This window comes from Spirillospora sp. NPDC049024, from assembly GCF_040649235.1.
In the GTDB taxonomy this organism is placed as follows: domain Bacteria; phylum Actinomycetota; class Actinomycetes; order Streptosporangiales; family Streptosporangiaceae; genus Spirillospora.
This window is the reverse complement of record NZ_JBEZFD010000013.1, coordinates 190,657-214,918: the sequence shown is the minus strand read 5'-3', so window position 1 is coordinate 214,918 and position 24,262 is coordinate 190,657. Positions and strand designations below refer to the sequence as shown.

The following is a 24,262-nucleotide window of genomic DNA, read 5'->3' as shown; positions in this document are numbered from 1 at the left end:
GCAGGCGGTCAGGACTTGCGGGCGCCGATGGACTTGGCGATGGTCGGCCAGCTGCGCGCCAGCTCGATGCGCCAGTACTTCCAGTTGTGCATGCCGGGCCCGTACAGGTGGGAGGTGACCGGCACGCCCGCCTTCTGCGCGGCGGCGACGAAGTTGTCGTTCATCGTGCCGGCGAGCTGCTCGCCGATCCGCCCCGCGTCGTGGGGCGGCGTGTCGGGGTTGTCGTAGGGGCCGGGCTGCCCGTTGCCGGACGAGACGTAGACGCCGATGCCCTTCAGCTTGGACACCATGACGGTCGCGTCGTGCGCCCGCCAGTTCGCCCGCGCGGTGATCGGGTCGCCCCAGATGGCGGTGCCCGCGTCGCGGTTCATGGACGTCAGGATGACCGGCATGCCGGGCGCGGTGATGTTGAGGGCGCCGCTGTAGGAGGCGGCGTACTTGAACATGCGGTGCCGCTCGGCGTAGGTGATGGCGCCCTGCCCGCCGGACGACAGGCCGATCGCGGCGCGCATCGACCCGGCGTGGAAGTTGCGCTCCATCAGCGGGATGACCTCGCCGATGTGGAACGTCTCCCACTCGGGGATGCCGCCCTTCCCGCCGTTGTACCAGTTGGTGTAGGACCCGTTCCAGCCGCCCTCGGGCATCACGACCATCGCGTCGTACGGACCGATGATCTGCTCGATGTTGGAGTCCTTGGTCCAGGACGTGTAGTTGTTGTTGCCGCCGTGGTAGGCGTACACGACCGGCCACGTCTTGGTGGCGCCGGCCTTCCAGCCCTTCGGGACCATGACGCGGGTCTTCACCTCGGCGCCCAGCGCCGGGGAGGCGATCGAGACGTCGAAGATCCGCGAGTTGATCTTCGTCACGCCCGTGATGGCGGCCCCGTCGGGCGCCTTGGCGTACTTGCCCGACGTGGCACCGGACGGCATCTGCGGCTTCTTGCCGTGGTTGCCGCTGTTGCTGTCGGGGTCGTTGGGGCTCGGCGACGTCCCGCCGGTACCGAACGGGTTGCGGTTCAGCGGGAAGCTCGGCAGCTTCGACGTGCCCGGCGACTTCTTCGGGGACGCGCTCGTCGTCCCGTCGGTGACCGCGGGCTGCGTCGGGGGGCCGAACGAGGGGATCGGCTTGGAGTTCCCGCTGGCCTCCGACCTGCTCTTCGGAACCCCCACGCCGGCCTGCGCGAGGCCGACCATGACGGTGGGCAGCAGTACGGCCGCCGCCGCGGTGCCCGCGATGGCGATCTTCCTGTCGGTACGCTTCTTCATGACTCCCCAGCCGCTCGGGCCACGCCCGGCCCGACGCTCCGCTCGCCCGACGAAACTACTGTCCCCGCCGTCACAGCCGCAAGTATTGGCAGCGAATGCAATAAAGGCGAGATGATCCGTGACGCTGCGCTACGAACCCCGCCCGACTTCCCAGGCCAGATGGCCTGAGCGCGCCGTAACTCGAAGCCCGGAACCCGGTACGGATCGACCTCCACGCGACTCCACGTGATGTGCGTCTCCTCGCAGAGGATATTTCGCGTCCGGTACACCTTGCGGTGCAGTTCCGAAAAATGGACGCGCAGCGCCGGGCCGGACGGCACCCGAGCGGAGGCTCAGCGGCCGGCTATCTCCAGGAGTCTCTGCCGGAGGACGTGGCCATCGGTGGCCCGGATGAACAGGTCGTCGCCCCTCACCGCCATCCAGATGGGCCGCTCCGGGTCGGCGACGATGCCGAACGCAGGGAACTCGCGTCTCAGCGCGGCGAGGTAGGCGGCCGTCTCGTTCCGCCGGGCCCGGTCCTCGGCGCGCCTCATCCCGGGGCTCCCAGGTAGCCCTTGATGAACACCAGGGCGTCGGTGATGCGCTCGCACTCGGCGATGGGCTGCCGCCAGGACGTGAAGTACCAGTAGCGGTCCTCGTCCTCGCCGCGCGTCCGGCAGGTGATCGTGTCGCCGGACGCTCCCCTGGCTCCGCAGCCGCCTCGCCCGGTGGACGTCATGTTGCGGACGACCAGACCTCCGGCCACGTGGTGGACCGTGAACCCGTGCGCCCTGAGATGCATCCCCAGGACTTGCAGACGCACGTACGACTCGACGGCCGGTGACTCGTGCTCTGGAGCGTTCACGGTTGCCCCCGCAGCAACTCCGCGAGCGCGATTCGCTCCAATAGGCGCGTCTGGGCGTCGCAGAGCAACCACAGTTCGCCCTCGTCCCGCGCTTGGACCTCCCCTATGCATCCGTTCAGGAGCTGGTAGGGGGTCAGCTTGGCGTGCCGCCGCGCGACCAGCCCGTCCCGCGAGAATTCGGGACACCAATCAGACATTAAGGGTATTAACCCAGCCGCAAAGCCATTCGATTCCGACGACCTGGACATCTCGAAACCTCCCCGCCCGTTTTCGCGTCGAAAACACTTGCGACCAGACTCACAGGGCAGGTAAAAGTGCGGTAGTGACCCCGCAGCACCCCCGCTCAACTCCAACTGAGATCAACTCAACCCCACCCCCCGATTAACCCCCCGGAGGCTTCTCATGAGCGACAATCGCGCCCGCATCTTCTTCGGCACCGAACTCCGTCGACTGCGTGAGAAAGCTGGGCTGACGGGCAAGCAACTGGCTGACGCACTTGGTTGCACCCCGCAGTGGATCAGCACCATGGAGAGCGGGCGCAAGATCTCAGAGCAGAGCGCTCACGACCTCGACACCTACTTCGAGACGGACGGCCACTTCCATCGTCTATCGACGCTCATCAACGACGTCGAACTCCAGACCTCTCTCCCTCCAGGATTTCCCGAGTACGCCGAACGAGAGAAGAAAGCGTCCTCCATCCGCATATTCTCGGCCCTCCTCGTGAACGGACTCTTCCAGAACGAGGAATACGCTCGTGCTGTCCTGGGAGCTGATAGAGCCATGGGCACGGAGGAACTGGTAGAGCAACGTCTCGCGCGACAAGCCGTGCTCCTGCGAGAGCCTCCCCCCTTTGCATGCTTCACCCTGGATGAGACTGTGCTGTATCGCATGGTCGGAGGACGGGAGGTAATGAGAGGGCAACTCAAGTTTCTTCTCGAACTTGAGGAGCACCCAAACATCAGACTCAATGTCGTCCCACAGAACGTCGGCTACCACGCTGGCCTGGGCGGAAGCTTCACAATCCTCGGCATCGATGGCACCGACCTTGCATATTCGGAATCAGCCGGAGTCGGCACACTCATCGAACAGCCCGACAAAGTTGCGGGATTCGCTCTACGCTGGGAGATGCTCCGAAGCAACGCGCTCCCCCTCAAGGAGTCGCAAGCCGTGATCCGAACCGCGTTGGAGAGCCTATGAACAACCGGCAGAACGTCCAATGGCGCAAGGGCAGCCGTAGCGCTCACGAGGGCGGTGAGTGCGTCGAGGTGGCGAGCCTCTGGCGTAAGAGCAGCCACAGCGACCATCAAGGCGGTGACTGCGTTGAGGTGGCGGACCTGTCGCCTGTGGTCGGGGTGCGGGACTCCAAGGATCCTGAGGGGCCGAAGTTGACGTTCAGCGTCGCCGCCTGGGCCGCGTTCACCCGGTCCGTCAAGGGCAGCAAGCACGACCTGGCCTGACGACCCCGCCTCGCCACGAGCCCTCGGTTCCGACCGTGCCGGGGGCTCGTTCGTCTGTCGGCATGCACGGCGGGGCGTCGAGGTTCGGATCGTTGGCGCGTTCGTCCGCTTGTGGTCACGTCGCGACGGGCGGTTACCGGTCGCCGTGCCTGCCAACTGGGGCATTGGCATGTGGGCGGGGGGTCATGCCGTTGGTGACAGGGGGCGGCGGGGGAAGTTCCGAAACGGTCGGGATCGGCACGGAACCGATCAGTCGCCACGTGCATCACAAAAGCCGAGAAAGGCGCGACGGCACCGGCAGCCCCTTGCCGGGCGCGGTGTCTCGCGCGCTCCCCCCATTTCGAGGCATGGAGGATTTACATGCGGCGTGTCGCAACCGTGACCGTCCTCTCCGGCGCCCTGGCCGCCGGGTTCCTGGCCGTCGGCCCGGCCGCGCAGGCGCAGACCAAGCCGTCCGACAAGCTGGGCAAGGAGGTGACCACGACCAGCCAGGGCGCGCTGTCCAAGAAGGACCTCATCGCCGAGGCCCGGGCCGCGGGCAAGCCGATGACCGCCAAGGAGACCGCCTCCATCCAGGCGGCCCAGCGCTGCGGGTACTACCAGCGCACCCGCGGCCGGAAGGCGTCCAACGGCCGCTGGATCATCGCGGTGACCAACCGGCTCACCTGGTGCTGGGACGGCCGCCACGTCAACTCCTACCGGGCCAACTTCAAGGCCTACACCTACAACAAGACCAAGTGGAGGTGGCGCGGCTGGGTCCGGGCGAAGGCCACCCACGCCGGCAACTGGAGTTACGCGACGTCCTACGCCCAGGGCGCGTTCTACTACACGGGCAACGGCAAGACCTACAAGCCGTACGTCAACATCCGCGGCTACTACAACGGCCGCTACCGCTGGCAGGCCGGCGGCTGAGCCGACCACACCGCAGCATCGCCCCACTAGGGGCGCATGAAGCCTTCGGCGGCCGGGGTGAGCGCACCCCGGCCGCCGGAGGCCTTTTTTCTGTCAGCGGTCCAGGTGGTGGGTGTAGAGGGCGCCGGCTTGGAAGCGGGTGCGGGCGCCGAGGCGGTCGCAGAGGTCGCGGACGCGGCGCTGGACGGTGCGGGTGCTGATGGAGAGGCGGCGGGCGATGGCCTCGTCGGTGAGGCCCGCGGCGAGGAGGGCGAGGACGGCGTCGTCCGGGGCGTCCGCGCCGGGGAGCGGGAGGGCGGAGCGCCACAGGGCCTCGAAGAGGGAGACCAGGGCGTCCAGCAGGGCGGACGGGTGGACGATCAGGGAGCTGTCGACCGAGCTGGCGTGCTCGGAGGTGAGCGGGAGCATGGCGGTGCGGCGGTCGGCCACGGCGAGCTTGATGGGGACGGCGCCGAGGCGGGCCTGCTCGCCGGACGCGACGGCGCGGCGGACGTAGTCCAGGGCGTGGGGCTCGTCGAGGGCCTCGGGCCCGTAGATTCCGCGCACCGTGATGCCGCGGCGCATGGTGCGCTCCTGCTCGTCGCTCGAGACGGCGGCGTCGGTCGCGAACGGCGGCTGGACGAGGACGAGCAGCTCGTCGCGGGCGCCGTTCAGGAGTTGCAGGTAGCGGCGGGCCACGGCGGTCCGGCCGCTGACGACCTCGACGAGCTCCTCCGGGTGCGGGGCGGCCTCGGCCAGGAGGGGGCCGATGGCGGCGCGGCTGCGGGCGATCTCCTCCTGGCGGCTGGCGACGAGGGCCTCGACCGCGACATGGGGCGGGGTGGCGAGGAGGCGGAGCGGGCGCCCGGCCAGGCGGGTGACGAGCCCGAGGTCCTCAAGCCGCGGCAGGAGGCGGCGCAGGGCCGCGACGGACGCGCCGTGGCGCGCCGCGAGGTCGGCGAGGGTCGACGGGCCCTCCCGCAGCAGGGCCCGGTACGCCGCCTCCTCGGCGGCGCTCACCCCGAGTCCCTCCAGGAGTGGCAAATCGGACACGTCCTAAACCTACGGGTTCCTGGCCCGTTTGACGGGTTCCCGCCATGACGGAAGCCGCCAGCGCCTGCACTGGATCGTTCCAGGCGGCCGACCTCACAATCAAGATCCAATTCTTGGGAGGGATGGCCATGTGGTTGAGGACCGCGGCGGCCCTGGGCCTCGGCGCGCTGGTGTTCGCGACGCCCGCGGCGGCGGACTCCGGACCCGCGTCCGCGTTGCGGGCGGAGGCCGGAGCATTCGACGTCACGCTGCCCACCGGTGACACGGTGCACGTAGCGGGGGGCGGCACGACCGTGACGCCCGCGCCGGGACGCGCCCCGGCGTTCTCCGTCCGGCACAGCGGAGGCGATCTGTACGTCGTCCCGGACGACCGGCTCGGCGACGACCCGGAGCGGTACAACGTGACGGCGCTGCACGAGCGGCGGCCCGCCGCGCCGAAGCCGAGGGCGAAGGCGTCCGGCGATCTGGTGACCGTCCGGGTGAAGAGCATCGCGCGGGACGGGCGGCCCGGTCCCGGGACGGTCGGCTTCCTGAACGTGAAGGACGGCTCGCTCGGCAACGCGCACCGTCCGCTGCCCGGAGACCCGGAGGCGCCCTGCACCGACGAGCGCTGGAACGACTCGAACTGCATCCGGCTGGCGCCGGGCACCTACTCAGTCCTGGGCGTCGTGAAGACGATGCCGTCGTGGGCGCCGAGCACCGACGCCGGCAAGCCGCTCAACTACAGCCTCGTCGGCTACCCGGAGATCGAGATCACCGGGGACACCGAGATCGTCCTGGACGCGCGCAAGGCGCGGGAGGTGACGGTCCGCACGCCCGAGCACGCCACCGCGCCCGGCCCGGGGGCGGTGAGCCACCTGATGTGGACGCGCGGCACCGCGAACGGGCCGGCCGTGGACGAGGGCGTCTACCTGGGCGACGGCTCGATGCTGGAGGAGCGGGTGTTCCTCCAGCCGACCGAGCGGGTCCGCACCGGGACGTTCGAGGCCTACACGCGGTGGCGGCTGGAGGCGCCCGCGATCACGATGCGGGCGGGGAGCCGGGTGCTGCATCCCCAGTACTATCCGGCGGCCTACTTCAGCGACACCTCCGACCAGTTCCCGCGGCTCGACGGCAGCGCCCGCATGCCCGTCGGGGACGGGGACAGGCCCGGCGCCGACCTGCGCGGCCGGCTCGCCCTCGTCCAGCGCAGGGACGGCGTGCCCGTCGCCGAGCAGGTCGAAAGGGCCGCAAAGGCGGGGGCACGGATGGTCGCCGTCTACAACGACGCGCCCGGTGTGAACGACGACCCGGGCGACTACGGGAGGCTGCTGAGGGTTCCGACCGTCCGCCTGTCCCATGAGGAGGGACGGGCCCTCCTGCGGGAGCGGGCGATGGTCGCGGCCAAGGGCATCGCGGACAGCCCCTATCAGTACGACCTGGTCTTCCCGGAGAAGGGGCGAATCTCCAGGAACCTGGACTACGTCGCGCGCACGAGTGAGCTGGCGCGGATCGACAGCGCCTACCACGGCGGCGGCGCCATGACGGCCGCGCGCTACAGCAAGCGCCCGTGGGAGGACTTCGCCCTCGCCTACGCCTACCCGGTGACCGGTACTCCGCGAACGCGCGTGGAGTACGTCTCAGCCGATCCGGATACGCGATGGTCCGCAATGGCCATCACTCCGGAGCAGCCTTACAACAACGCCTTCCCCGGCCCGGAGACACCGCACGTCGTGCTCAGTGAGACGAAATGGTCCTCGTACAGGGCGGGACAGCGTGAAGCGCACAGCTGGAACAAGGGTCCGCTCACCGGCGGCATCAGCGCGCAGTCGCCGATCGTCCGCGCCGGAGACCTGATCCGGCTCCGCGTCGGCCTGGCGGACGCGGCGCGGAATTTCGCCGACGTCTACTCCAGTTCCTTCCCGAACGGCTTCACCACCGATTTCCGCGTCTACCGGGACGGCGACCTGATCGCGCAGACCGCCCACAAGGCGAACGGGACCCTGGCGACGACCCCGGAGGACGCCGAATACCGGGTCGAATTCGACTTCGCCAACGGCGCCCCTTGGGCCCGGTCGTCCACGCGGGCCAGGACGTCCTGGACGTTCCGTTCCGCGCGAACGGCCGACCTCACCGTCCTTCCGCTGCTCCAGGTGGGTTACGACGCGGCGCTCGACACGCGGAACAGGACCCGCTCCAGGACGCTGAGGCTGACGGTCGCGCACCAGGACGGCTCGGCCGCCCCGCTGCGCCGCCTGTCCCTCCAGACGTCGTTCGACGACGGCGCCACGTGGACGGACGTTCCGCTGCGCGACGGCGTCGCCGGCCTCCACGGGACGGGGATGGTGTCCCTGCGGGTCAAGGCCGAGGACGGCCGGGGCAACACGATCACGCAGGAGACGATCCGCGCCTACGAGCTGCACTGACGGGCGGTACGACCCAGCGCCGTGACCCCGGCGGGAGGGCCGGGGTCACGGTGCGGGGGGCGGGTTCAGTTGACGTCAGGACCGGGGCCCGCCCCACCGGGTCACGGCTGGGTGTAGTCGTACTTGGCGGTGACGGTGGCCGACGACGGGCAGAAGAGGCCGCTCGTCCGGTTGACGGTCTGGTTCGTGAAGCTGACGGTGAGCGGGAAGTTCGTGCCCGTGTAGGTACCGGTCAGGTTCCCGCCGTAGGTGCAGCCGACCGCGCTCATCGAGAAGCCGTTGATCTTGGCGACGCCGCCGCTGAAGCTGCCGCTCCAGGGCAGGGCCCCGGGGGTGACGGTGACACCGCAGCCGCCGGCGCTGGCGGAGGTGTAGGACGCGGTGGTGCCGTCCGCGGCGACGCTGCCCTTCAGCGTCGAGCTGGTGCAGGTGGCCGAGACTCCCGCGTTGATCGTCATGGTGCCGTTGAGGTTGGCGGTGAACGTCCCGGGCGTCACGGCCAGGGCGGGGGCGGCCGTCAGGCCGAGGGCGAGGGTGGCCGCGGCTGCGGCGGAGGCGACCGCGGCGGTCTTCGTGGTGCGAGACAAGGGGGGGTCCTCATTTCGAACGGTGGGCGTCGCGCCTGCACCCGAAGGGTGGGGTGGGAGGTCCGCTGAGCCGTGCGCGGCTCCGCCCATGGCCGGTGGGGGAAGCCGCCGCGAATCAGGGACCGGGCCGGGGAACCGCCGCGTCACCCTCGACACGGGTTCCGACCGGAGTAGAACGCGTTCTAACAGAGAACATAGACAAGGGTCGTTGAGTGGTCAACACCCCGAACGACACTCTCTCCTTATCTGAAGATTACCCTGTTCATAAAATGGTGTTTCGCATGTCCGTAAGTCCGTATCCATGCAGGATGCAGACATATTGGCCAGCGACTTCCCTCGCCCCCCACCGCCACCCCCACTTCCTTCCGCGGGGGACGGCGAGAGGAGCGGCAAAGTCAGCGAGAACTGGTTACAGAGCGCAGTGCGGCACCGAGTGTACGAGGGAAATTCGGGACGGATGTGAAATTTCACATTCGTTCTGATCGTCATTGAAAACCCGGTCGCGCGTCGCCGCCCCGGCAGCTCTGATCTGGAGTTTCGCGCCGGATTCCGGACGCCGGGAACGGTCGGCTGGTCTCCCGGCCGGCCGTTGTCAGGCGTGCGCTCCCGGTCCATTGTGGCGGGACCCCCAGCGTCCGTGAGCGTACGCGGGAGACCCTCGCGGCGCGGCGAGCGGGCGCGCAGAGCCGAACGGCAGGTACCCCGTCATGAGAAGACCCCGCCGACTCCGTTCCCTGCTCACCGCTCCGTCGGTGCTCGCCCTGGCCCTGGCCGGGCTCGCGGCGCCCGCCGCCGCGTCCCCGCCGGGCGCCGAGACCGCCGGGCAGTACGTCGTCACCGGTCCGCGGACCGTCCAGCAGCGCAGCCAGGTCGCCCGGACCGGGGCGGCGATCAACGACGTCAAGGCCGGCGCCGTGGAGGTCAGCGCCATCCCATCAGAGGTCAGGGCGATCCGGCGGCTCGGCTTCGCCGTGAAGCCGGCTCCCGCGCAGACCGCGAACCCGAGCGCGGCGCCGAGCACGGCGGCGACCTCGTACCACACGTTCGCCGAGATGCGGCAGGAGGTCGACTCCGTCGTCGCCGCCCACCCGCAGATCGCCCGCCAGTTCGTCGCCGGCAGGTCCTACCAGGGCCGCGACATCGTCGGCGTGAAGATCAGCGACAACGTGGCGACCGACGAGAACGAGCCCGAGGTGCTGATCATCGCCAACATCCACGCCCGCGAGCGCCTCACCGCCGAGCAGGCGCTCGACTACATCGGGCAGCTCACCACCGGCTACGGGTCCAACAGCCGGATCACGAACCTGGTGAACACGCGCGAGATCTACGTCATGCCCATGGTCAACCCGGACGGCCAGGTCTACGACATGACCAGCGACACCCAGCCGGGGCGGATGTGGCGCAAGAACCGCCAGCCCAACCCGACGTCCACGGGCACGGACCTGAACCGCAACTTCGCCTACAAGTGGGGCTGCTGCGGCGGGTCGTCCGGCAACGGAGGCAGCGAGACCTACCGGGGCACCGGTGCGGAGTCGGCCCCCGAGACGAAGGTCATCGCCGACTTCGTGCGGAGCCGGGTCGTGGGCGGCAAGCAGCAGATCGGGATGTTCCTGGACGTCCACTCGGAAGCGGAACTCGTGCTGTGGCCGTTCGGGTACACCTACAGCAACACCGTCCCCGGGGCGATGTCCGCCGACGAGGAGGCCGCCCACCGCACCATCGGGCGGGAACTGGCCTCGACGAACGGCTTCACCCCCGAGCAGTCGAGTGACCTCTACATCACCGACGGCACGACGGACGACTGGACCTGGGGCAACCAGCGCATCTTCTCGTTCACGTTCGAACTGGGTGGTGGAAGCTTCTACCCGGCGCCGTCCGCCATCGCCGGCGAAGTCCAGCGCAGCCGCGAGGCGCTGCTGCGGCTGACCGACTACGCGGACTGCCCGTACCGGGCGATCGGCAAGCAGGGCCAGTACTGCGCCTCGTGACAGCCGCGCCGGTCCGGTGCGGCCCGCAACGGACCGGGCCGGCGCGTCAGCCGAACCGTTCGCGGAGGGCCGGCAGGAGGTCTGCCTCCGCCCAGGTCCGGAAGTCCTTCTGGTGCTCGGGCCCGGACTGGCAGAACGCGATGTGGGTGAAGCCCGCGTCCGCCCACTGCTGGACGGCCTCCACGTAGTCGTCGACGTCGTCCCCGCAGGGGACGGACTCGACCACGTCCTCCGGGCGGACGGTCTTCGTCGCGGCCTCGAAGTTCACCGGGCCCGGCAGCTCCGCCATCACCTTCCACCCCGGCGCGGAGAACTTCCACGTCCGGTAGGCGCGCTCCTTGCACTCCTCGTAGTCCTGCCCGAAGGCCACCGGGATCTGCCCGTAGACGGGCTTGCCCGCGCCGCCCTCGTTGTGGAAGAACTCGACGACCTCCGGGACGGGCTGGTCGGAGATGAGCAGGTCCGCGTGCTCGGCGGCGAGCCGGCCCGCGCGCCGCCCGAAGGCCGCCATGCCGATCCGGACGGGCTCGTCGGGCAGGTCGTAGAGCTTCGCGGAGTCGACGCTGAAGTGCCGGCCCCGGTAGTTGACGTAGTCGCCGCTGAACAGCGCCCGGATGATCTCGACGGCCTCGGCGAACATCTCGTGCCGCACGTCCACCGACGGCCAGCCGCGCCCGACGACGTGCTCGTTGAGGTTCTCCCCGGCACCGAGGCCGAGCGAGAACCGGCCGTCCGACAGGACGCCCATCGTGGCGGCCTTCTGCGCCACCACGGCCGGGTGGTAGCGCATGATCGGGCAGGTCACGAACGTCATCAGCGGGATGCGGTCGGTGGCCTGGGCCAGCGCGCCGAGCACCGACCAGGCGTAGGCGGAGTGGCCCTGGCTCTCCAGCCACGGGAAGTAGTGGTCGGAGATGACCGAGTAGCCGAAGCCCGCCTCCTCGGCCTCCACGAGGTCGGTGACGAGCTGCTTGGCCGGTGTCTGCTCGCAGAGCAGCGTGTATCCGAATTCCATGTCACTTCCCCAACAGGTCCATGAGGTCGTCGGCGTGTTCCTCTTCCTCGCCGAGGATGTCCTCCATCAGCCTCCGGGTGGTCACGTCGCCGTCGCCGAGCCAGCGGATGATCTCCTGGTAGGACTCGATGACGATCCGCTCGGCGACGAGGTTCTCCTTGAGCATGCTCTTCAGGTCGTTCTCGTCGAACGTCTCGTAGGTGGTGTGGGAGCGCTCGGCAAGGGTCCTGGGGTCGAAGTCCGGCTGACCGCCGAGCTGGCTGATGCGCTCCGCGGCGCGCATGGCGTGCTCGCGCTCCTCGTCGGCGTGCTCGCTGAACTCCGCCGACACCTGCGCCCGGTCGATCCCCGTCGCGCTGATCGCGTGCTGCGCGTAGCGCATCCAGCAGACGATCTCGGTGGCGAGCACGTCGTTGAGGACGCCGATCACCTCCCCGGCGCTGCGGCCGTACCCCTCGGTCACCGGACCGTCGGCCATCTTGGCGCGGGCGCGTTCGCGGATCGCCGCGACGTCGATGCTGAAACTGCTCTCGGCCATGTACCCCTCCCGATCAGCGCGGACCTGGGCTCCCCTACCCAGCAGGCGCCGCTCATGCCTGCGACACGCACGGCTCCCCGCTGACCGGCGTGCACGTTGGACACTTAACGTCACCGGTGATACACGTAGAGCTACATCGCTCCGATCCGGAGCGGGGGGAAGAGACATCCGGTCTCCACCTTGAGATCCGGGCGCAACAAGGAGAAAGAACCACATGAAGTCCTTCAGCTACAGCGACCTCGACAAGCTCACCGGCGAGGTCCTGCCGGAGCGCGCCGTGCTGTCCACCCTTCTCGCCGGCGGCGGCAACAGCAACGGCAACGAGAACGCCAACTTCAACCTCGGCGGCGGCCACGACGGCACCACGGCCATCAGCCCGCTGTGCCAGAGCACCGCGAGCACCCACGAGGGCCTGGCGGGCCTGCTCGGCGCCAACACCCAGTCGACCTTCACCTGCGCCGGCGCCGCCGTGGTCTCGGGCCACTGAGCCGAGCGAACGTGAACGCGGGCCACGCCCGCACGAGAAGGGCCGGCGGACACCGCCGGCCCTTCTCCTTTTTCAAAATTGCGGTGAAAGCCGCGACAAAGGATGGAGGCGAGCCCTCCACCGTCCATCTCAAGCCACTCGACCTCTCCGCTATGACCCGACGAATCCACTGGTCAGCACACATTTGAACACACATTGTCACGTGTGCTATACGTAGAGTTACCTCACTCCGACCGGAGTTGAGGAAGGGACATCCGGTATCCACCTTGAGATCCGGGCGCAACAAGGAGAAAGAACCAGATGAAGTCCTTCAGCTACAGCGACCTCGACAAGCTCACCGGCGAGGTCCTGCCGGAGCGCGCCGTGCTGTCCACCCTGCTCGCGGGCGGCGGCCACGGCCACGGCCACGGCAACATGAACGAGAACGGCAATTTCAACTTCAACGGCGGCCACGGCGGCGGCCACGGCGGCACCGCCATCGTCCCGCTGTGCCAGAGCACCGCGAGCACCCACGAGGGCCTTCTGGGGCTGCTGGGCGCCAACACCCAGTCGACCTTCACCTGCGCCGGCGCCGCCGTGGTCTCGGGCCACTGAGCCGAGCGAGCATGAACGCGGGCCACGCCCGCACAGGAAGGGCCGGCGGACACCGCCGGCCCTTCCTCCCTTCCGAACCCGGCCCAGGACATTTCCGGCCCGCACGCCCCCGCGACACAAAGAATCCGCCGGTCAGCACCTGTTTGGAGACTCAAAGTCACGTGTGCTATACGTAGAGTCACCTCACTTCGATCGGGAGTGCGGAAGGGACATCCGGTCTCCACCTGAGAGATCCGGGCGCAACAGGGAGAAAGAACCAGATGAAGTCCTTCAGCTACAGCGACCTCGACAAGCTCACCGGCGAGGTCCTGCCGGAGCGCGCCGTGCTGTCCACCCTGCTCGCCGGTGGCCACGGCAACGGCAACGAGAACGGCAACCTCAACGTCAACCACGGCGGCGGCCACGACGGCACCACCGCCATCAGCCCGCTGTGCCAGAGCACCGCGAGCACCCACGAGGGCCTGGCGGGCCTGCTGGGCGCCAACACCCAGTCGACCTTCACCTGCGCCGGCGCCGCCGTGGTCTCGGGCCACTGAGCCGAGCGAACGTGAACGCGGGCCACGCCCGCACGGAAGGGCTGGCGTGCACCACGCCAGCCCTTCCTCCCTTCCAGAACCGACGCGAAAGCCACACCAATGCCTCAGACGAACCCGCCCACCGTCCGCTACGCCGACCTCGACCGGTTGTCGGGCGAACTCCTTCCGGGACGGATCCTGCTGTCGACCGTCGGCGGCCGATCCGGCACCAAGACCGCGGAGGCCTGCCGTCACGAGCACTACCTCGGAACGGCCGGCCTTCTCGGCACCGGCCTGCTCGCCGAGCCCGAGCACACGGCGAAGACCTGTGTGCCCATCCAGTTCACTGACGGCAAATGAGCGGCCCGGCGACAACGGACGGTGACGCGGCGGGCGGTGGGGCGACAGGCGGTAGCGCGACGGGCTCGACGGGGACCCTCGTCCTGCCCGCGCTCGCGGACGGCGCCGAGCTCATCGGCGAGTTCAAGAACTCCGGCTACCGCGACACGCCCCAGCTCGTCCGGTTGCCGAACGGGCAGCTCGTTCGGCTGCCGCCGCTGCTGTACCTGGTCGCCGAGGCGCTGCACCGGCACCGCGACCTCGCCGGCGGCAGCGACGTCGAGACGGCGCTCGGCCGGGTCGCCGAGACGGTCTCCGAGGCGGCCGGCGCGCGGCTCACCGGCGAGCAGGTCGTCTACCTCACCGACCACAAGCTCGCGCCGCTCGGCGTCACCACCTACAGCGACGGCACCGCGCCGCCGGTCGTCCGGGCCGACCCGTTCCTGGCGCTCCGCTTCAAGATCGCGGTGTTCCCCGAGTCGGTCACCTGGTTCGTCGGCGGGCTGTTCGCCTGGCTCTTCCGCCCCGTGGTCATGGCGCTCGTGGTCTGCGCGTTCGTGGCCGGCGAGGTCTGGGTGCTGACGTCCCGGTCGATCGCCGACGCCCTGTCGTTCGCGATCCTCAACCCGGTGAGCATCCTGCTGGTGATGGTGCTCGGGATCGCCTCATGCGCGTTCCACGAGGTCGGGCACGCCTCGGCGTGCCGGTACGGCGGCGTCCGCCCCGGCGCGATGGGCTGCGGCATCTACCTGGTGTGGCCCGCGTTCTACACCGACATCACCGAGTCGTACAGGCTCGGCCGGGCAGGACGGCTCCGCGCCGACCTCGCCGGCGTCTACTTCAACGGCATCTTCGTCGTCGGGTTGACGCTGGTCTACCTGCAGACGGGGTTCGCGCCGCTGCTCGTCGCCATCGTGTACGTCAACCTGGAGATGGTGCAGCAGCTGCTGCCGACGCTGCGGTTCGACGGGTACTACATCATGTCGGACCTCATCGGCATCCCCGACCTGTTCCGCTACATCGGGCCGATCCTGCGCCGGACGCTGCTGCGGCGCCCCGCCGATTCCCGGCTCAACGACCTCAAGCGCTGGCCCCAGGTCTTCGTCACGGTCTGGGTGCTGACGGTGATCCCCATGCTGGCGGTCCAGATCGGCCTGATCCTCACCCAGGTGCCGAACCTGGTGGCCAAGGACTGGGGGATGATGCGCAGGCTCGCGTCCTCCGCCGCGGGCGGGGCTGACCCGTTCACGCTGGTCACGTCGGGGTTTCAGATCATCCTGCTGGTCCTGCCGCTGATCGGTCTGGCGTTCATCCTGTACGGCTTCGCCCGCGGGCTGGTGCGGTGGCTCGTCCGGTACGTGAACGCGCCGGTCGCCAAGACCGTGTCCGGGACCTGAGAGGCCCGGCCGCGAACGCGCCGGGCGCCGCCAGAGTGGCGCCCGGCGCGTTCCGCGTTTCCAGGTGAATGCATTTTATAAGCTTTTCCCATTGCGCTTCGTCAGGCCGGGGCAAGGGAATCCTCGAGACCCGGGAGAGAAAAGCTCCACGCAAAAGATCTCTCCTTTTGCAAAGGCCGGCACAACCCGCGGCCGGCGTTTCCGGAAGGCCCCGCGTTGCTCCGTCGCCCCGCCCCCGCCGCATGGCTGGGGGCCCTCGCCCTCCTCCTGCCCCTGGTGTTCGTGGATCGGTCCATCGCGGCCGCGCCGGAACGCGCCGAGGTCGTCGCCGAGACGGCCGTCGCCCCCCGCACCCTTGACCTGACCATTGCCTCCCCCGCGATGGACGGCCGCCAGAAGGCGCGGCTGCTGCTGCCGCCCGGCTGGTCGCGGCACGCGGAGCGCACCTGGCCCGTGCTGTGGCTGCTGCACGGCGGCGTCGACGACTACACCGCCTGGACGCGCGACACCGACGTCGCGGAACTCACCGCCCGGACCGGGGTCATCGTCGTGATGCCGAACGGCGGCCGCTGCGGCAATTACTCCGACTGGTGGAACTACGGGAAGGGCGGCCCGCCGCGCTGGGAGACGTTCCACATGACCGAACTCCGGGGGATTCTCGAACGGGACTACCGCGCCGGCCCCCTTCGCGTGATCGCCGGCAATTCCATGGGCGGCCTCGGCGCCATGCTGTACGCGGCCCGGTTCCCCGGCGTGTTCGAGGCCGCGGCGGCGTTCAGCGGCTACCTGGACACCCTGTACGGCCACCGGCCCGGGGACGACACGACCGGCTGGGGACCGGCCCTGGCCTGCCCCGGAACCGACTGGCGGCGGGTGTGGGGCGATCCCGACGACCAGGCCGCGATCTGGCACGCCCACAACCCGACCGACCTCGCGGGGCGGCTGCGCGGCGTCCGGCTCTGGGTGGCGAGCGGCAACGGCAAGGCCGGCTCCCTCGGCGGGCTGCCGTTCACCGATCCGGTGGAGGCGGCCGCGAACGACCACGCGCACTCGTTCGTGGACCGGCTGCACGGCCTCGGCATCCCGGTCACCGCCCGCTTCTTCGACGGGCAGCACGACTGGCCGTACTGGCAGCGCGACCTGCACGAGGCGTACCCGATGCTCATGGACGCCCTGGGGCTCGCCCCCTGCTCCGGGCTCAGCCGTTCTTGAGCCGCTCCGGGGCGTCCTCCACGCCGAGCGGCCCGTGCCATTCGAGGAGCAGGACGGTGGCGTCGTCGTCCAGGCGCCCCGCGTGGTGCTCCAGGATGTTGTGGACGAGGCGCCGCAGCGTCTCGGGGACCGACAGCCCGTCGGCCTCGCGGCGGATGATGAAGTCGACGAACCGGTCGAGCCCGAACTCCTGCTTCTCCGGGTCGCGGGCCTCCACGATCCCGTCGCTGTAGAACAGGATCCGGTCACCCGGTTCCAGCTGCTCGGTGCACACCTCCGGGCGCACGCCGAGGCCGGTGCCGAGCGGGGCGCCGGGCGGGCACTCCAGCGTGGTGACCCACCGCGATCCGCGGATGACGACGGGAGGAGGGTGCCCGTACGAGACCCACGACAGCACGCCCGACGGCAGGTCGAGCTCGGCGAGCACGCCCGTGACGAAGCGCCCGCTCGGGTCCTGCTCGTGCAGCACCGCCTCGATCGCCTCGCCCGCCTCGACGAGCCCGGCCCCCTGCATGCGGCTGTTGCGGCAGGCCGCGACGGCGAGGTTGGAGGTCAGCCCGGCCGCGGTGTCGTGGCCCATGGCGTCGAAGATCAGGATATGGACGGTGTCGCCCGCGAGCGCGTAGTCGAAGGTGTCGCCGCCCAGCATGTAGGCCGGCTCCAGCGCGGCGCCGATGACGACCTGGTCGTTGGCGAAGGTCATCGGGGGCAGCAGCCGCCACTGCATCTCCGCCGACACCGTCATGTCCCTGGTCCGCACCAGCCGGGAGTAGGAGTCGCTGTACGGCCCCTTGCTGACGATGATCAGCGCGACCAGGCCGGCCAGGGACTCGGCCTCCTCGTGGGCCCGGGCGTCGTCGCGGCGGACGGTCACGCGCAGCACGCCGAGCCGCTCGGCCCCGTCCAGGATCGGCACCCAGTACTGGCAGCGGCCGTCGTCGAGGCCCTGCCCGGCCGCCGGCTCCATCGTCTGGAAGGCCCGGCCCGCGACCGTGCCGTCGACCCTCAGCTCCGAGGCCTCGGACCCGGGATCCTGCCCGGCGTCCGGGCCCTTGCCGGTGAGCAGGCGCAGCACCGTCTGCTGGAGGTCCACGACGTAGATGCGCGCGTCGTGGAGGCCGTGGTCGGCGGCGTGCCGGGCCACCGCGCCCGGCAGCTGCTCCATCGACATCAGATGGCTGGCCGCCAGCAGCTCTGTCAGCATCGGTTCGCCGCCCTGCGTCTCGGATGTTCGGAACGGTGAATTCCGCCGCCCCGCGGGCGGACCACCGTTCTCCGGGACCGCGTCGCCCCTTTACCAGACCCTACCCTCCCGTTCTCCTCCCGAGTGTCGCCAGGTGGCGCCCGGTCCGGCTCAGGACTTCGACGGGGAGGGGCCCCCGGGCAGCAGCGCGGCGATCCCGGGCTTCAGCAGGCCGCGGACGCTGGCATAGGGAGCGGCGAAGTTGAGGTTGCCGCAGCCGTCGCTGCCGCCGTGGAGGTAGGAGAGCTCGAACCCGGCGGGGGTGAAGAACGCGCTCAGGGCTGGCGGGTCGGGCTCGCCGCTGGTCGAGCCCGGAAGCGTCTGCGGCGAGAAGTCGGCGAGCTTGAACGCGCCGTCCGCGGTGCTGCAGTCCTCCCATCGGCGCTCCGTGGAGCCCGGCTTCTGCCGGACGAGCCCCTGGAGCCGCCGAACCCCGTCCGCGGTGAGCGTCGAGGGCTGGAAGACGTCGGCGGCGGTGAGCCGGCGGCCGGTGCGCAGGTCGACGGTGACGACCTCGCCGCCCGGGGAGCCGTCCGCCTGCTGGCAGTTGTCCGACAGCATGAAGTAGCGGACGGAGACCAGGCGGGGACCTCGCATCCCGAGCCTCGTCTCGGTGCCCAGCTTCACGGGCTTGCCCTTGCAGTCGATCGAGGCGGCCTGCTTCTTCGACGCCGCGATGAGCCGGTCCAGCGGCCCGCGGAGCTCGGCGTTGACCCGGTGTTCGAGCGCGGGGTCCTTCAGGCCGGTGACCTTCGGATACTGCGCGTTCTGGACCACGATCGCCGGGTTCGCGAGCCGCTGGTTGTCGGCGACCAGCGCCACCACGGCGGCGGGCGCGGGCCGCGGCGGGGGCTTCTCGTCCCGCACCGCGTAGACGACGCCGCCCGCCGTCGCGGCGACCACGGCGGCGCCGGCGGCGGCCAGCGCGCCCTTGCCGGCGGCGGTGGCGAGGAAGCCCTTGCTCACGGCCGCGCCCGCGGTCCCGGCGCCGCCCGCGCCGCCGCCCGCGCCGGCCGTGCCCGCGGTGCCCGCCGCTCCCGCGGCGGACGCTCCGGCCGCGGCTGACGCCCCGGGCGCGACGGCGAGGGCGCCGAGCGGGAACAGCGCGGCCAGGGCGACCGCGGCGGCGGCCAGGGCCCGGACGCCCCGCTGCTCCCAGTCGCCCCCGTAGGCGGCGACGGCGACGCTCTCCAGCCACGTCACGAACTCCGCCGCGCCCGGCGGCCGCTCCCCCGGGTTCTTCGCCATCCCGTGCAGGACGAGCGGGCGCAGCGGCTCTGGCACGTCCCGCACGTCGACCTGCTCGGTGAGGTGCTTGTTCATCAGGGCCGCGCGCTCGGCCGCCGTGAAGGGGCGCCGCCCGGTGACGCACTCCACGAACACGCACGTCGCGGAGTACACGTCGGTGGCCGGGGTGGCGGGATCGCCGCGCCACTGCTCGGGCGCCATGTACACCGGCGTCCCCGCGAGCGACCCGCCGCCGGACAGGACGGCGATGCCGAAGTCCACCAGCTTGCTCAGGCCGTCGGGCCGCACCACGACGTTCGCCGGCTTGTAGTCGCGGTGCACGACCCCGACGGCGTGCGCCGCCGCGAGCCCGAGCAGCGAGCCCTTCAGCACGAGCAGCGCCGCCTCCGGGGCCAGCGCCCCGTGCTCGCGCAGCACCTCCTTCAGGGACGCGCCGTTCACCGCCTCCATCACGATCGCCGCGCCGTGCTCGCCCTCCACGAACTGGTAGAGGCGCGCGACGTACGGGCTCGTCAGGCGGCCGAGCATCTGCGCCTCGGCCCGGAGCCCGGCGACCGCGGCGGCGTCCCCGCCGACCAGGTACTTGATCGCCACCGGGGTGCCGGACTCGGCGTGGCGGGCGAGGACGACCCGCCCCTGCGCCCCGCGCCCGAGTTCACGTTCCTCGGTGAACCCCGTCAGCCGCCAGTCCATTCGCCGCTCCCGCCGCTCTTTCGATCATGTCTCCCATGACGGTGACGCCACCGCGTGAGGAAAGGTTCGCGGAAAGTCCGCACGGGCGCCACGGCCGGCGCCGGGCCGCGCCGGGACCCCGGTGAGATGGGACACACCGCCCGCGCAGCGGCCCCGCGCCCGGGAACGGTCCAAGGCACAGGTCACGGGCCGGGCTTGTCATTCGGTGACAAAGTGCGAGAAAAATGCGCGGCCATGAATTCGCGGAAGGAGTGTGCTAGAACCCGTTGGTGTTCGCCGACCGCGAAAGGATCTACATGGGCGCAGCGGAGGCACTCGCAGAGGTCGTCGACACGGAGCGCTATCCGCTGGCCGCACCGGGCGGCGCCGGATGGGACGCCCTCGTCTCCCGCACCAGGGACGAGCTGGCGAAAACGGGCTGCTGCGTGCTGCCCGACTTCATCCGCCCCGCATTGCGGGACGCGCTGCGCGCGGAATGCGCGGCGATCGCCCCGCACGCGCATTACGACGTCGAAACGGTGAACGCCTACAACATCGACGTGAGCACGCCATTGCCGGATGACCATCCGGGGCGCATCACCGTCGAGCGGGGCAACGCGTTCGTCGCCCGCGACCGCATCCCCGCCGGCTCCGTCGTCCACCGGCTCTACGCGAGCGGCCTCTTCCAGCGGTTCGTCGCGGGCTGCTTCGGGCTGCCGCGGGTGCACGAACTGGCCGACCCGCTGTCGGGGCTGGTCCTCAACGTCGTCAACCCGGGGATGGAGCACCCCTGGCACTTCGACACCAACGAGTTCACGGTCAGCATGCTTACGCAGGAGCCCGAGGACGGGGGCGCCTTCGAGTACTGCCCCAACATCAGGTCTGCGGCGGCGGAGAACTTCGGGGACGTGCGCCGCGTGCTGACCGGGCACGGCGGCGACCTCGTCCGCCGCCTCACGCTCCGCCCCGGCGACCTGCAGCTGTTCAAGGGACGGTACTCGCTGCACCGGGTCGCCGAGGTCCGGGGGGACACGGCGCGGCACACGGCGATCTTCGCCTACAGCGAGCGCCCGGGGGTCATCGGCAGCGTCGCGCGCACGAGGCAGCTCTTCGGCCGCGTCCTGCCCGAGCACCGGGCGGCGGAGGGGCGCGCCGTCCGGGTCGACCGGCTGCTGGACTAGGAGGCACCCGCCCGTGCGCACGGACACCACAGGGAAGATCTCGCTCGACCACATCTACACCAGCCCCGATCCCCGCGCCTACTTCGGCACCCTGCGCGGGCTCGACTACGCCATCCCCGACCTGGCCGAACCGCACTTCCAGCGGCTCATCGCCGAGTACCGGGAGGCGCGCGGCGTCCCGGTCCCCACCGTCCTCGACATCGGCTGCTCCTACGGCATCAACGCGGCCCTGCTGAAGTACGGCGTCACGATGGGCGAGCTGTACGAGCGCTACGGCGGCTCCGACGCCGCCGGGCTCACCCGCGCCGCGCTGCTGGCCCGGGACCGGGAGCTGGTCCGCTCCCGCGAGACGCCGGACCGGCCGCGCTTCCTCGGGCTGGACGCCTCCGAGAACGCCCTCTCCTACGCCCTCGAAGCCGGGTTCCTCGACGGCGCCGTCCACGCGGACCTGGAGAGCGGCGACCCGACCGCCGAGCAGCGCGCCCAGCTCGCCGGGACGGACCTGGTCATCTCGACGGGCTGCCTCGGCTACGTCACCGAGCGCACCGTCTCCCGCGTCGTCGAGGCGCACGAGGGGCGCAAGCCGTGGATGGCGCACTTCATCCTGCGGATGTTCCCGTTCGACCCGATCGCCGAGGCCCTCTCCGCCGCCGGGTACACGACCGTCCGCCACGACGGCCTGTTCCGCCAGCGGCGGTTCGCGACGCCGCAGGAGCAGGCGCTCGTCCTGGACCGCCTCGCCCGGGCCGGGGTCGACCCGGGCGGCCTGGAGGCCGACGGCTGGTTCTACGCGCAGCTCTACGTCTCCCGCCCACGCGACTGACCGCACCGCCCGACTGACCGCACCACATGACCGACCCCGTGCAGTGACCACCCCGGGCACTGACCGACCATGGAACAAGAGGACCGATGAACGCCGGCGAAGAACTCTCGTCCCGCACCTTCGGCAATGAGGAGCGCCTGCCGCGGGTGCCGCTGCCCGCGCTCGACGCGACGTGCGAGCGGTTCCTGGAGTGGTGCGGGCCGCTGCTGACCGCGGACGAGCTGGCCCGGACGGAGTCGGCGCTGGCCTCCTTCGCCCGCCCGGACGGCCCGGGCCGCGCGCTGCACGCGGCGCTGGAGCGCTACGACGCGCAGGAGGGCGTGCACAGCTGGCTGGACACGTTCTGGCCCTACCGCTACCTCGGCCGCCGCGACCGGATCGCGCTGAACGCCAACTTCTTCTTCCTGTTCAAGGAGTCGCCGGAGGGGCAGGCCGAGCGCGCGGCCGGGCTGATCGCCGGGGCGCTGGACTACAAGCTGCGGCTCGACCGCGAGGAGATCCCGCCGGTCGTGCAGCGCGGCCGGCCGCTGTCGATGGCGCAGAACCGGTTCCTGTTCTCCACGACGCGCATCCCGGGCGCCGAGCAGGACACCGTCCGCGCGCCGTACACCGACGCGTGGCCCGGCCCGTCCGACGCCCGCCACATCGTGGTGTTCTTCCGCGGGAACATCGTCCGGATGGACGTCCTGGGGCCGGACGGCTCCCCCCACACGCTGGACGAGCTGCGGGCGGGCCTCGCCGCCGTCATGAAGGCGGAGGCGGCGCCGGAGCCGTCCGCCGGGCACCTCACCACCAAGGCCCGCGCCGAGTGGGCGGCGAGCCGCGAGGCGCTGCTCGCCCTCGGCAACGCCCAGGCGCTCGACGACATCGAGACGGCCCTGTTCTGCGTGTGCTTGGAGGATTTCACCCCCGAGGACGACCTCGACGCCTGCGACCACCTGCTCCACGGCGACAGCGCGAACCGCTGGTTCGACAAGGCCGTCTCCTTCGTCGTGTTCGGTGACGGCACGGCGGGCATCAACGTCGAGCACTGCGGCCTGGACGGCACCACGATCCTCAGCTTCGTCGACGCGGTTCTGGGCGAGGCCCCCGAGAAGCTGTCGCAGCGGTCGGGCGCGCGGGCGCAGGGGCTGCCGGTCACGGAGACGATCGAGTTCACCCTGGACGACGCCCTGCGGGCCGACATCCGCGACGCCGCGGCGGCGTTCGCCGACTACGGGGCCGCGACGGCCACGACGGCCGTCTCGTTCGAGGACTTCGGCGCCGACGACGTCAAGAAGCTGAAGATGTCCCCGGACGCCTTCGTCCAGATGGCCTACCAGCTCGCCCACAAGCGCGCGAAGGGCCGCGTCGGCGCCACCTACGAGTCGATCGCCACCCGCCAGTACCGGCACGGCCGCACCGAGGCGATGCGCGTCGTCACCCCCGAGGCGGTCCGCTTCGTCGAGGTCATGGACGACCCGTCGGCCACGTCCGCGCTCCGCCTGGAGGCGTTCCGCGCCGCCGCCGACGCTCACGTCCGCCGGGCGAAGGAGTGCCAGTCGGGGCAGGCGCCCGAGCAGCACCTCTGGGAGCTCCAGCTCATCCAGAAGCGGCGCGGCGCCGAGCTCGGCGTCACCGAGCCGCTCCCGCTGTTCGACTCCCCCGGCTGGCTCGTGATGCGGGACGACTACCTGAGCACCAGCTCCGCGCCCTCGGTCAACATCCGGTACTTCGGGTTCGGCTCGACCAGCGAGCAGTGCATCGGCGTCGCCTACGTCCTGCTCCCGGACCGCTTCAACCTCTACCTGAGCACCCCGCGGCAGGTCGCGGACGCGATGCGGGAGTTCGCCGACCGGCTCCGCGAGGCCGTCCGGGAGCTGCGGGACCTGCTCGCCTGATCACCGGCCGGGCTTGGCCGGCCGGTGGCTCCGCCCGACCGGGTAGAGCCAGCGCCGGAACGCCCGGCTGAGCGCGGGCATGACGAACAGGGTGAGCACCGGGATCACCAGGACCGGGAACGTCAGCGCCCGCACCGGCAGCGGCCAGGCCTCCGTCAGCGGCGTGACGAAGGCCTGGAGCAGCAGCGCGATCGGGTACACCGCGCAGAACGTCACCACGATCATCTTGAGCTTGGAGGGCGGCGGGACGGACTCGCCGGGCAGGCTGAACCAGGTCTCCATCCCGGTGGTGTCCTGGCGGTGCTCCTCGGCGATCCCGCGGACCCGCCCGATCCAGTCCGCGCGCTCCTCCGAGGCCAGCCAGCGGTCGAGCCGCTCCTGGTCGGCGAAGTTCACCACGGTGTAGTACCGGTGCCGCGACCCCTCCGCGCGCAGCCAGGTCGCGCCCCGGTGCCCGGGGAACCGGGTCGCGACCTCGTGGAGCCCCTCCGCCCACTCCTCGAAGTCGCGCTCCCGGCCGGGCTTGACGTCCCAGGTGAACACGCTCGTGACGGGCTCGGTGTCGGTTGCGGCCATGTCCCCTGTCTCACCCGTCCTGTCCGTTCCATTCGCCTATGTACGGATCAGG

General features: G+C 70.6%; 25 protein-coding genes. 14 read left to right on the top strand and 11 right to left on the bottom strand.

The window, feature by feature from the left end; genetic code table 11:
- Positions 1-8 precede the first annotated feature (8 nt).
- From AB0C21_RS24755 to AB0C21_RS24740, 4 genes are all read right to left on the bottom strand, one after another.
- Positions 9-1,265 (bottom strand): alpha/beta hydrolase, encoded by a 1,257-nt coding sequence (locus tag AB0C21_RS24755; protein WP_500207258.1) that lies wholly within the window; start codon positions 1,263-1,265, stop codon positions 9-11.
- 332 nt (positions 1,266-1,597) lie between these two features.
- Complete coding sequence (locus AB0C21_RS24750; protein WP_500207256.1) at positions 1,598-1,798, bottom strand: hypothetical protein; 201 nt, start codon at positions 1,796-1,798, stop codon at positions 1,598-1,600.
- A complete protein-coding gene (locus AB0C21_RS24745) occupies positions 1,795-2,010 on the bottom strand; it encodes a hypothetical protein (protein WP_500207254.1) in 216 nt (71 codons plus the stop codon). The genes AB0C21_RS24750 and AB0C21_RS24745 overlap by 4 nt, the downstream gene beginning before the upstream one ends.
- A 95-nt stretch (positions 2,011-2,105) precedes the next feature.
- A complete protein-coding gene (locus AB0C21_RS24740) occupies positions 2,106-2,306 on the bottom strand; it encodes a hypothetical protein (RefSeq protein ID WP_500207252.1) in 201 nt (66 codons plus the stop codon).
- 205 nt (positions 2,307-2,511) lie between these two features.
- Between AB0C21_RS24740 and AB0C21_RS24735 the strand changes: the two genes are divergently transcribed.
- From AB0C21_RS24735 to AB0C21_RS24725, 3 genes are all read left to right on the top strand, one after another.
- On the top strand, positions 2,512-3,306 hold the full coding sequence (locus tag AB0C21_RS24735) for a helix-turn-helix domain-containing protein (RefSeq protein ID WP_500207251.1): 795 nt from the start codon (positions 2,512-2,514) through the stop codon (positions 3,304-3,306).
- Positions 3,303-3,566, top strand: a complete 264-nt coding sequence (locus AB0C21_RS24730; protein WP_500207250.1) for a DUF397 domain-containing protein — start codon at positions 3,303-3,305, stop codon at positions 3,564-3,566. Before AB0C21_RS24735 ends, AB0C21_RS24730 begins: the two co-directional genes overlap by 4 nt.
- Positions 3,567-3,926: 360 nt before the next feature.
- On the top strand, positions 3,927-4,478 hold the full coding sequence (locus AB0C21_RS24725) for a hypothetical protein (RefSeq protein WP_149264917.1): 552 nt from the start codon (positions 3,927-3,929) through the stop codon (positions 4,476-4,478).
- A 93-nt stretch (positions 4,479-4,571) separates the two neighbouring features.
- On the opposite strand, the gene AB0C21_RS24720 is transcribed toward AB0C21_RS24725, so the two are convergent.
- A complete protein-coding gene (locus AB0C21_RS24720; protein WP_500207248.1) occupies positions 4,572-5,510 on the bottom strand; it encodes a helix-turn-helix domain-containing protein in 939 nt (312 codons plus the stop codon).
- 128 nt (positions 5,511-5,638) lie between these two features.
- Between AB0C21_RS24720 and AB0C21_RS24715 the strand changes: the two genes are divergently transcribed.
- The gene (locus tag AB0C21_RS24715) at positions 5,639-7,915 is read left to right on the top strand and encodes a PA domain-containing protein (RefSeq protein WP_500207246.1); all 2,277 of its coding nucleotides are present in this window, start codon (positions 5,639-5,641) and stop codon (positions 7,913-7,915) included.
- 101 nt (positions 7,916-8,016) lie between these two features.
- Here the strand turns inward: AB0C21_RS24715 and AB0C21_RS24710 are convergent, their stop codons facing one another.
- The gene (locus tag AB0C21_RS24710; protein WP_500207244.1) at positions 8,017-8,502 is read right to left on the bottom strand and encodes a PraA/PraB family alkane oxidation protein activator; all 486 of its coding nucleotides are present in this window, start codon (positions 8,500-8,502) and stop codon (positions 8,017-8,019) included.
- Between the two features lie 707 nt (positions 8,503-9,209).
- Between AB0C21_RS24710 and AB0C21_RS24705 the strand changes: the two genes are divergently transcribed.
- Positions 9,210-10,490 (top strand): M14 family metallopeptidase, encoded by a 1,281-nt coding sequence (locus AB0C21_RS24705; protein WP_500207242.1) that lies wholly within the window; start codon positions 9,210-9,212, stop codon positions 10,488-10,490.
- Between the two features lie 46 nt (positions 10,491-10,536).
- Here the strand turns inward: AB0C21_RS24705 and AB0C21_RS24700 are convergent, their stop codons facing one another.
- Positions 10,537-11,505: a TIGR03557 family F420-dependent LLM class oxidoreductase gene (locus tag AB0C21_RS24700; RefSeq protein WP_500207241.1), complete on the bottom strand. Its 969-nt coding sequence runs from the start codon at positions 11,503-11,505 to the stop codon at positions 10,537-10,539.
- 1 nt (position 11,506) lies between these two features.
- Positions 11,507-12,043 carry a ferritin-like domain-containing protein gene (locus tag AB0C21_RS24695; protein WP_500207240.1) on the bottom strand — a complete coding sequence of 179 codons (537 nt, stop codon included), beginning with the start codon at positions 12,041-12,043 and terminating at the stop codon, positions 11,507-11,509.
- A gap of 214 nt (positions 12,044-12,257) precedes the next feature.
- Here AB0C21_RS24695 and AB0C21_RS24690 point away from each other — a divergent pair, with 214 nt between their 5' ends.
- From AB0C21_RS24690 to AB0C21_RS24665, 6 genes are all read left to right on the top strand, one after another.
- A complete protein-coding gene (locus tag AB0C21_RS24690) occupies positions 12,258-12,530 on the top strand; it encodes a hypothetical protein (RefSeq protein WP_500207239.1) in 273 nt (90 codons plus the stop codon).
- A 300-nt stretch (positions 12,531-12,830) separates the two neighbouring features.
- Positions 12,831-13,124 carry a hypothetical protein gene (locus tag AB0C21_RS24685; protein ID WP_500207237.1) on the top strand — a complete coding sequence of 98 codons (294 nt, stop codon included), beginning with the start codon at positions 12,831-12,833 and terminating at the stop codon, positions 13,122-13,124.
- A gap of 260 nt (positions 13,125-13,384) precedes the next feature.
- Complete coding sequence (locus tag AB0C21_RS24680; protein ID WP_500207236.1) at positions 13,385-13,660, top strand: hypothetical protein; 276 nt, start codon at positions 13,385-13,387, stop codon at positions 13,658-13,660.
- A 99-nt stretch (positions 13,661-13,759) separates the two neighbouring features.
- Positions 13,760-13,999 (top strand): hypothetical protein, encoded by a 240-nt coding sequence (locus AB0C21_RS24675; protein WP_500207235.1) that lies wholly within the window; start codon positions 13,760-13,762, stop codon positions 13,997-13,999.
- The gene (locus AB0C21_RS24670; RefSeq protein WP_500207233.1) at positions 13,996-15,375 is read left to right on the top strand and encodes a hypothetical protein; all 1,380 of its coding nucleotides are present in this window, start codon (positions 13,996-13,998) and stop codon (positions 15,373-15,375) included. The genes AB0C21_RS24675 and AB0C21_RS24670 overlap by 4 nt, the downstream gene beginning before the upstream one ends.
- 216 nt (positions 15,376-15,591) lie before the next feature.
- Positions 15,592-16,587, top strand: coding sequence for an alpha/beta hydrolase (locus AB0C21_RS24665; protein WP_500207231.1), 996 nt, complete (start codon positions 15,592-15,594; stop codon positions 16,585-16,587).
- On the opposite strand, the gene AB0C21_RS24660 is transcribed toward AB0C21_RS24665, so the two are convergent.
- Together AB0C21_RS24660 and AB0C21_RS24655 are read right to left on the bottom strand one after the other, a co-directional pair.
- On the bottom strand, positions 16,574-17,791 hold the full coding sequence (locus tag AB0C21_RS24660; protein ID WP_500207229.1) for a PP2C family protein-serine/threonine phosphatase: 1,218 nt from the start codon (positions 17,789-17,791) through the stop codon (positions 16,574-16,576). The genes AB0C21_RS24665 and AB0C21_RS24660 overlap by 14 nt on opposite strands.
- 150 nt (positions 17,792-17,941) lie before the next feature.
- Complete coding sequence (locus AB0C21_RS24655; RefSeq protein ID WP_500207227.1) at positions 17,942-19,771, bottom strand: serine/threonine-protein kinase; 1,830 nt, start codon at positions 19,769-19,771, stop codon at positions 17,942-17,944.
- Positions 19,772-20,067: 296 nt separating this feature from the next.
- Here AB0C21_RS24655 and AB0C21_RS24650 point away from each other — a divergent pair, with 296 nt between their 5' ends.
- The 3 genes from AB0C21_RS24650 to AB0C21_RS24640 all read left to right on the top strand — a co-directional run bounded on the left by AB0C21_RS24650 (position 20,068) and on the right by AB0C21_RS24640 (position 23,634).
- Positions 20,068-20,931, top strand: a complete 864-nt coding sequence (locus AB0C21_RS24650; protein WP_500207225.1) for a HalD/BesD family halogenase — start codon at positions 20,068-20,070, stop codon at positions 20,929-20,931.
- A gap of 13 nt (positions 20,932-20,944) precedes the next feature.
- Positions 20,945-21,754 (top strand): class I SAM-dependent methyltransferase, encoded by an 810-nt coding sequence (locus tag AB0C21_RS24645; RefSeq protein WP_500207223.1) that lies wholly within the window; start codon positions 20,945-20,947, stop codon positions 21,752-21,754.
- An 86-nt stretch (positions 21,755-21,840) separates the two neighbouring features.
- The gene (locus AB0C21_RS24640) at positions 21,841-23,634 is read left to right on the top strand and encodes a choline/carnitine O-acyltransferase (protein WP_500207221.1); all 1,794 of its coding nucleotides are present in this window, start codon (positions 21,841-21,843) and stop codon (positions 23,632-23,634) included.
- Here AB0C21_RS24640 and AB0C21_RS24635 read toward each other — a convergent pair whose 3' ends face one another.
- On the bottom strand, positions 23,635-24,210 hold the full coding sequence (locus AB0C21_RS24635; RefSeq protein WP_500207219.1) for an antibiotic biosynthesis monooxygenase: 576 nt from the start codon (positions 24,208-24,210) through the stop codon (positions 23,635-23,637).
- Positions 24,211-24,262 lie beyond the last annotated feature (52 nt).

Coding starts and splice junctions, on each gene's coding strand:
- AB0C21_RS24735 (WP_500207251.1), top strand. CDS start 2,512: ATGAGCGACAATCGCGCCCGCATCTTCTTCGGCACCGAACTCCGTCGA.
- AB0C21_RS24635 (WP_500207219.1), bottom strand. CDS start 24,210: ATGGCCGCAACCGACACCGAGCCCGTCACGAGCGTGTTCACCTGGGAC.
- AB0C21_RS24725 (WP_149264917.1), top strand. CDS start 3,927: ATGCGGCGTGTCGCAACCGTGACCGTCCTCTCCGGCGCCCTGGCCGCC.
- AB0C21_RS24690 (WP_500207239.1), top strand. CDS start 12,258: ATGAAGTCCTTCAGCTACAGCGACCTCGACAAGCTCACCGGCGAGGTC.
- AB0C21_RS24670 (WP_500207233.1), top strand. CDS start 13,996: ATGAGCGGCCCGGCGACAACGGACGGTGACGCGGCGGGCGGTGGGGCG.
- AB0C21_RS24730 (WP_500207250.1), top strand. CDS start 3,303: ATGAACAACCGGCAGAACGTCCAATGGCGCAAGGGCAGCCGTAGCGCT.
- AB0C21_RS24755 (WP_500207258.1), bottom strand. CDS start 1,265: ATGAAGAAGCGTACCGACAGGAAGATCGCCATCGCGGGCACCGCGGCG.
- AB0C21_RS24750 (WP_500207256.1), bottom strand. CDS start 1,798: ATGAGGCGCGCCGAGGACCGGGCCCGGCGGAACGAGACGGCCGCCTAC.
- AB0C21_RS24680 (WP_500207236.1), top strand. CDS start 13,385: ATGAAGTCCTTCAGCTACAGCGACCTCGACAAGCTCACCGGCGAGGTC.
- AB0C21_RS24640 (WP_500207221.1), top strand. CDS start 21,841: ATGAACGCCGGCGAAGAACTCTCGTCCCGCACCTTCGGCAATGAGGAG.
- AB0C21_RS24675 (WP_500207235.1), top strand. CDS start 13,760: ATGCCTCAGACGAACCCGCCCACCGTCCGCTACGCCGACCTCGACCGG.
- AB0C21_RS24695 (WP_500207240.1), bottom strand. CDS start 12,043: ATGGCCGAGAGCAGTTTCAGCATCGACGTCGCGGCGATCCGCGAACGC.
- AB0C21_RS24660 (WP_500207229.1), bottom strand. CDS start 17,791: ATGCTGACAGAGCTGCTGGCGGCCAGCCATCTGATGTCGATGGAGCAG.
- AB0C21_RS24685 (WP_500207237.1), top strand. CDS start 12,831: ATGAAGTCCTTCAGCTACAGCGACCTCGACAAGCTCACCGGCGAGGTC.
- AB0C21_RS24650 (WP_500207225.1), top strand. CDS start 20,068: ATGGGCGCAGCGGAGGCACTCGCAGAGGTCGTCGACACGGAGCGCTAT.
- AB0C21_RS24700 (WP_500207241.1), bottom strand. CDS start 11,505: ATGGAATTCGGATACACGCTGCTCTGCGAGCAGACACCGGCCAAGCAG.
- AB0C21_RS24715 (WP_500207246.1), top strand. CDS start 5,639: ATGTGGTTGAGGACCGCGGCGGCCCTGGGCCTCGGCGCGCTGGTGTTC.
- AB0C21_RS24655 (WP_500207227.1), bottom strand. CDS start 19,771: ATGGACTGGCGGCTGACGGGGTTCACCGAGGAACGTGAACTCGGGCGC.
- AB0C21_RS24740 (WP_500207252.1), bottom strand. CDS start 2,306: ATGTCTGATTGGTGTCCCGAATTCTCGCGGGACGGGCTGGTCGCGCGG.
- AB0C21_RS24705 (WP_500207242.1), top strand. CDS start 9,210: ATGAGAAGACCCCGCCGACTCCGTTCCCTGCTCACCGCTCCGTCGGTG.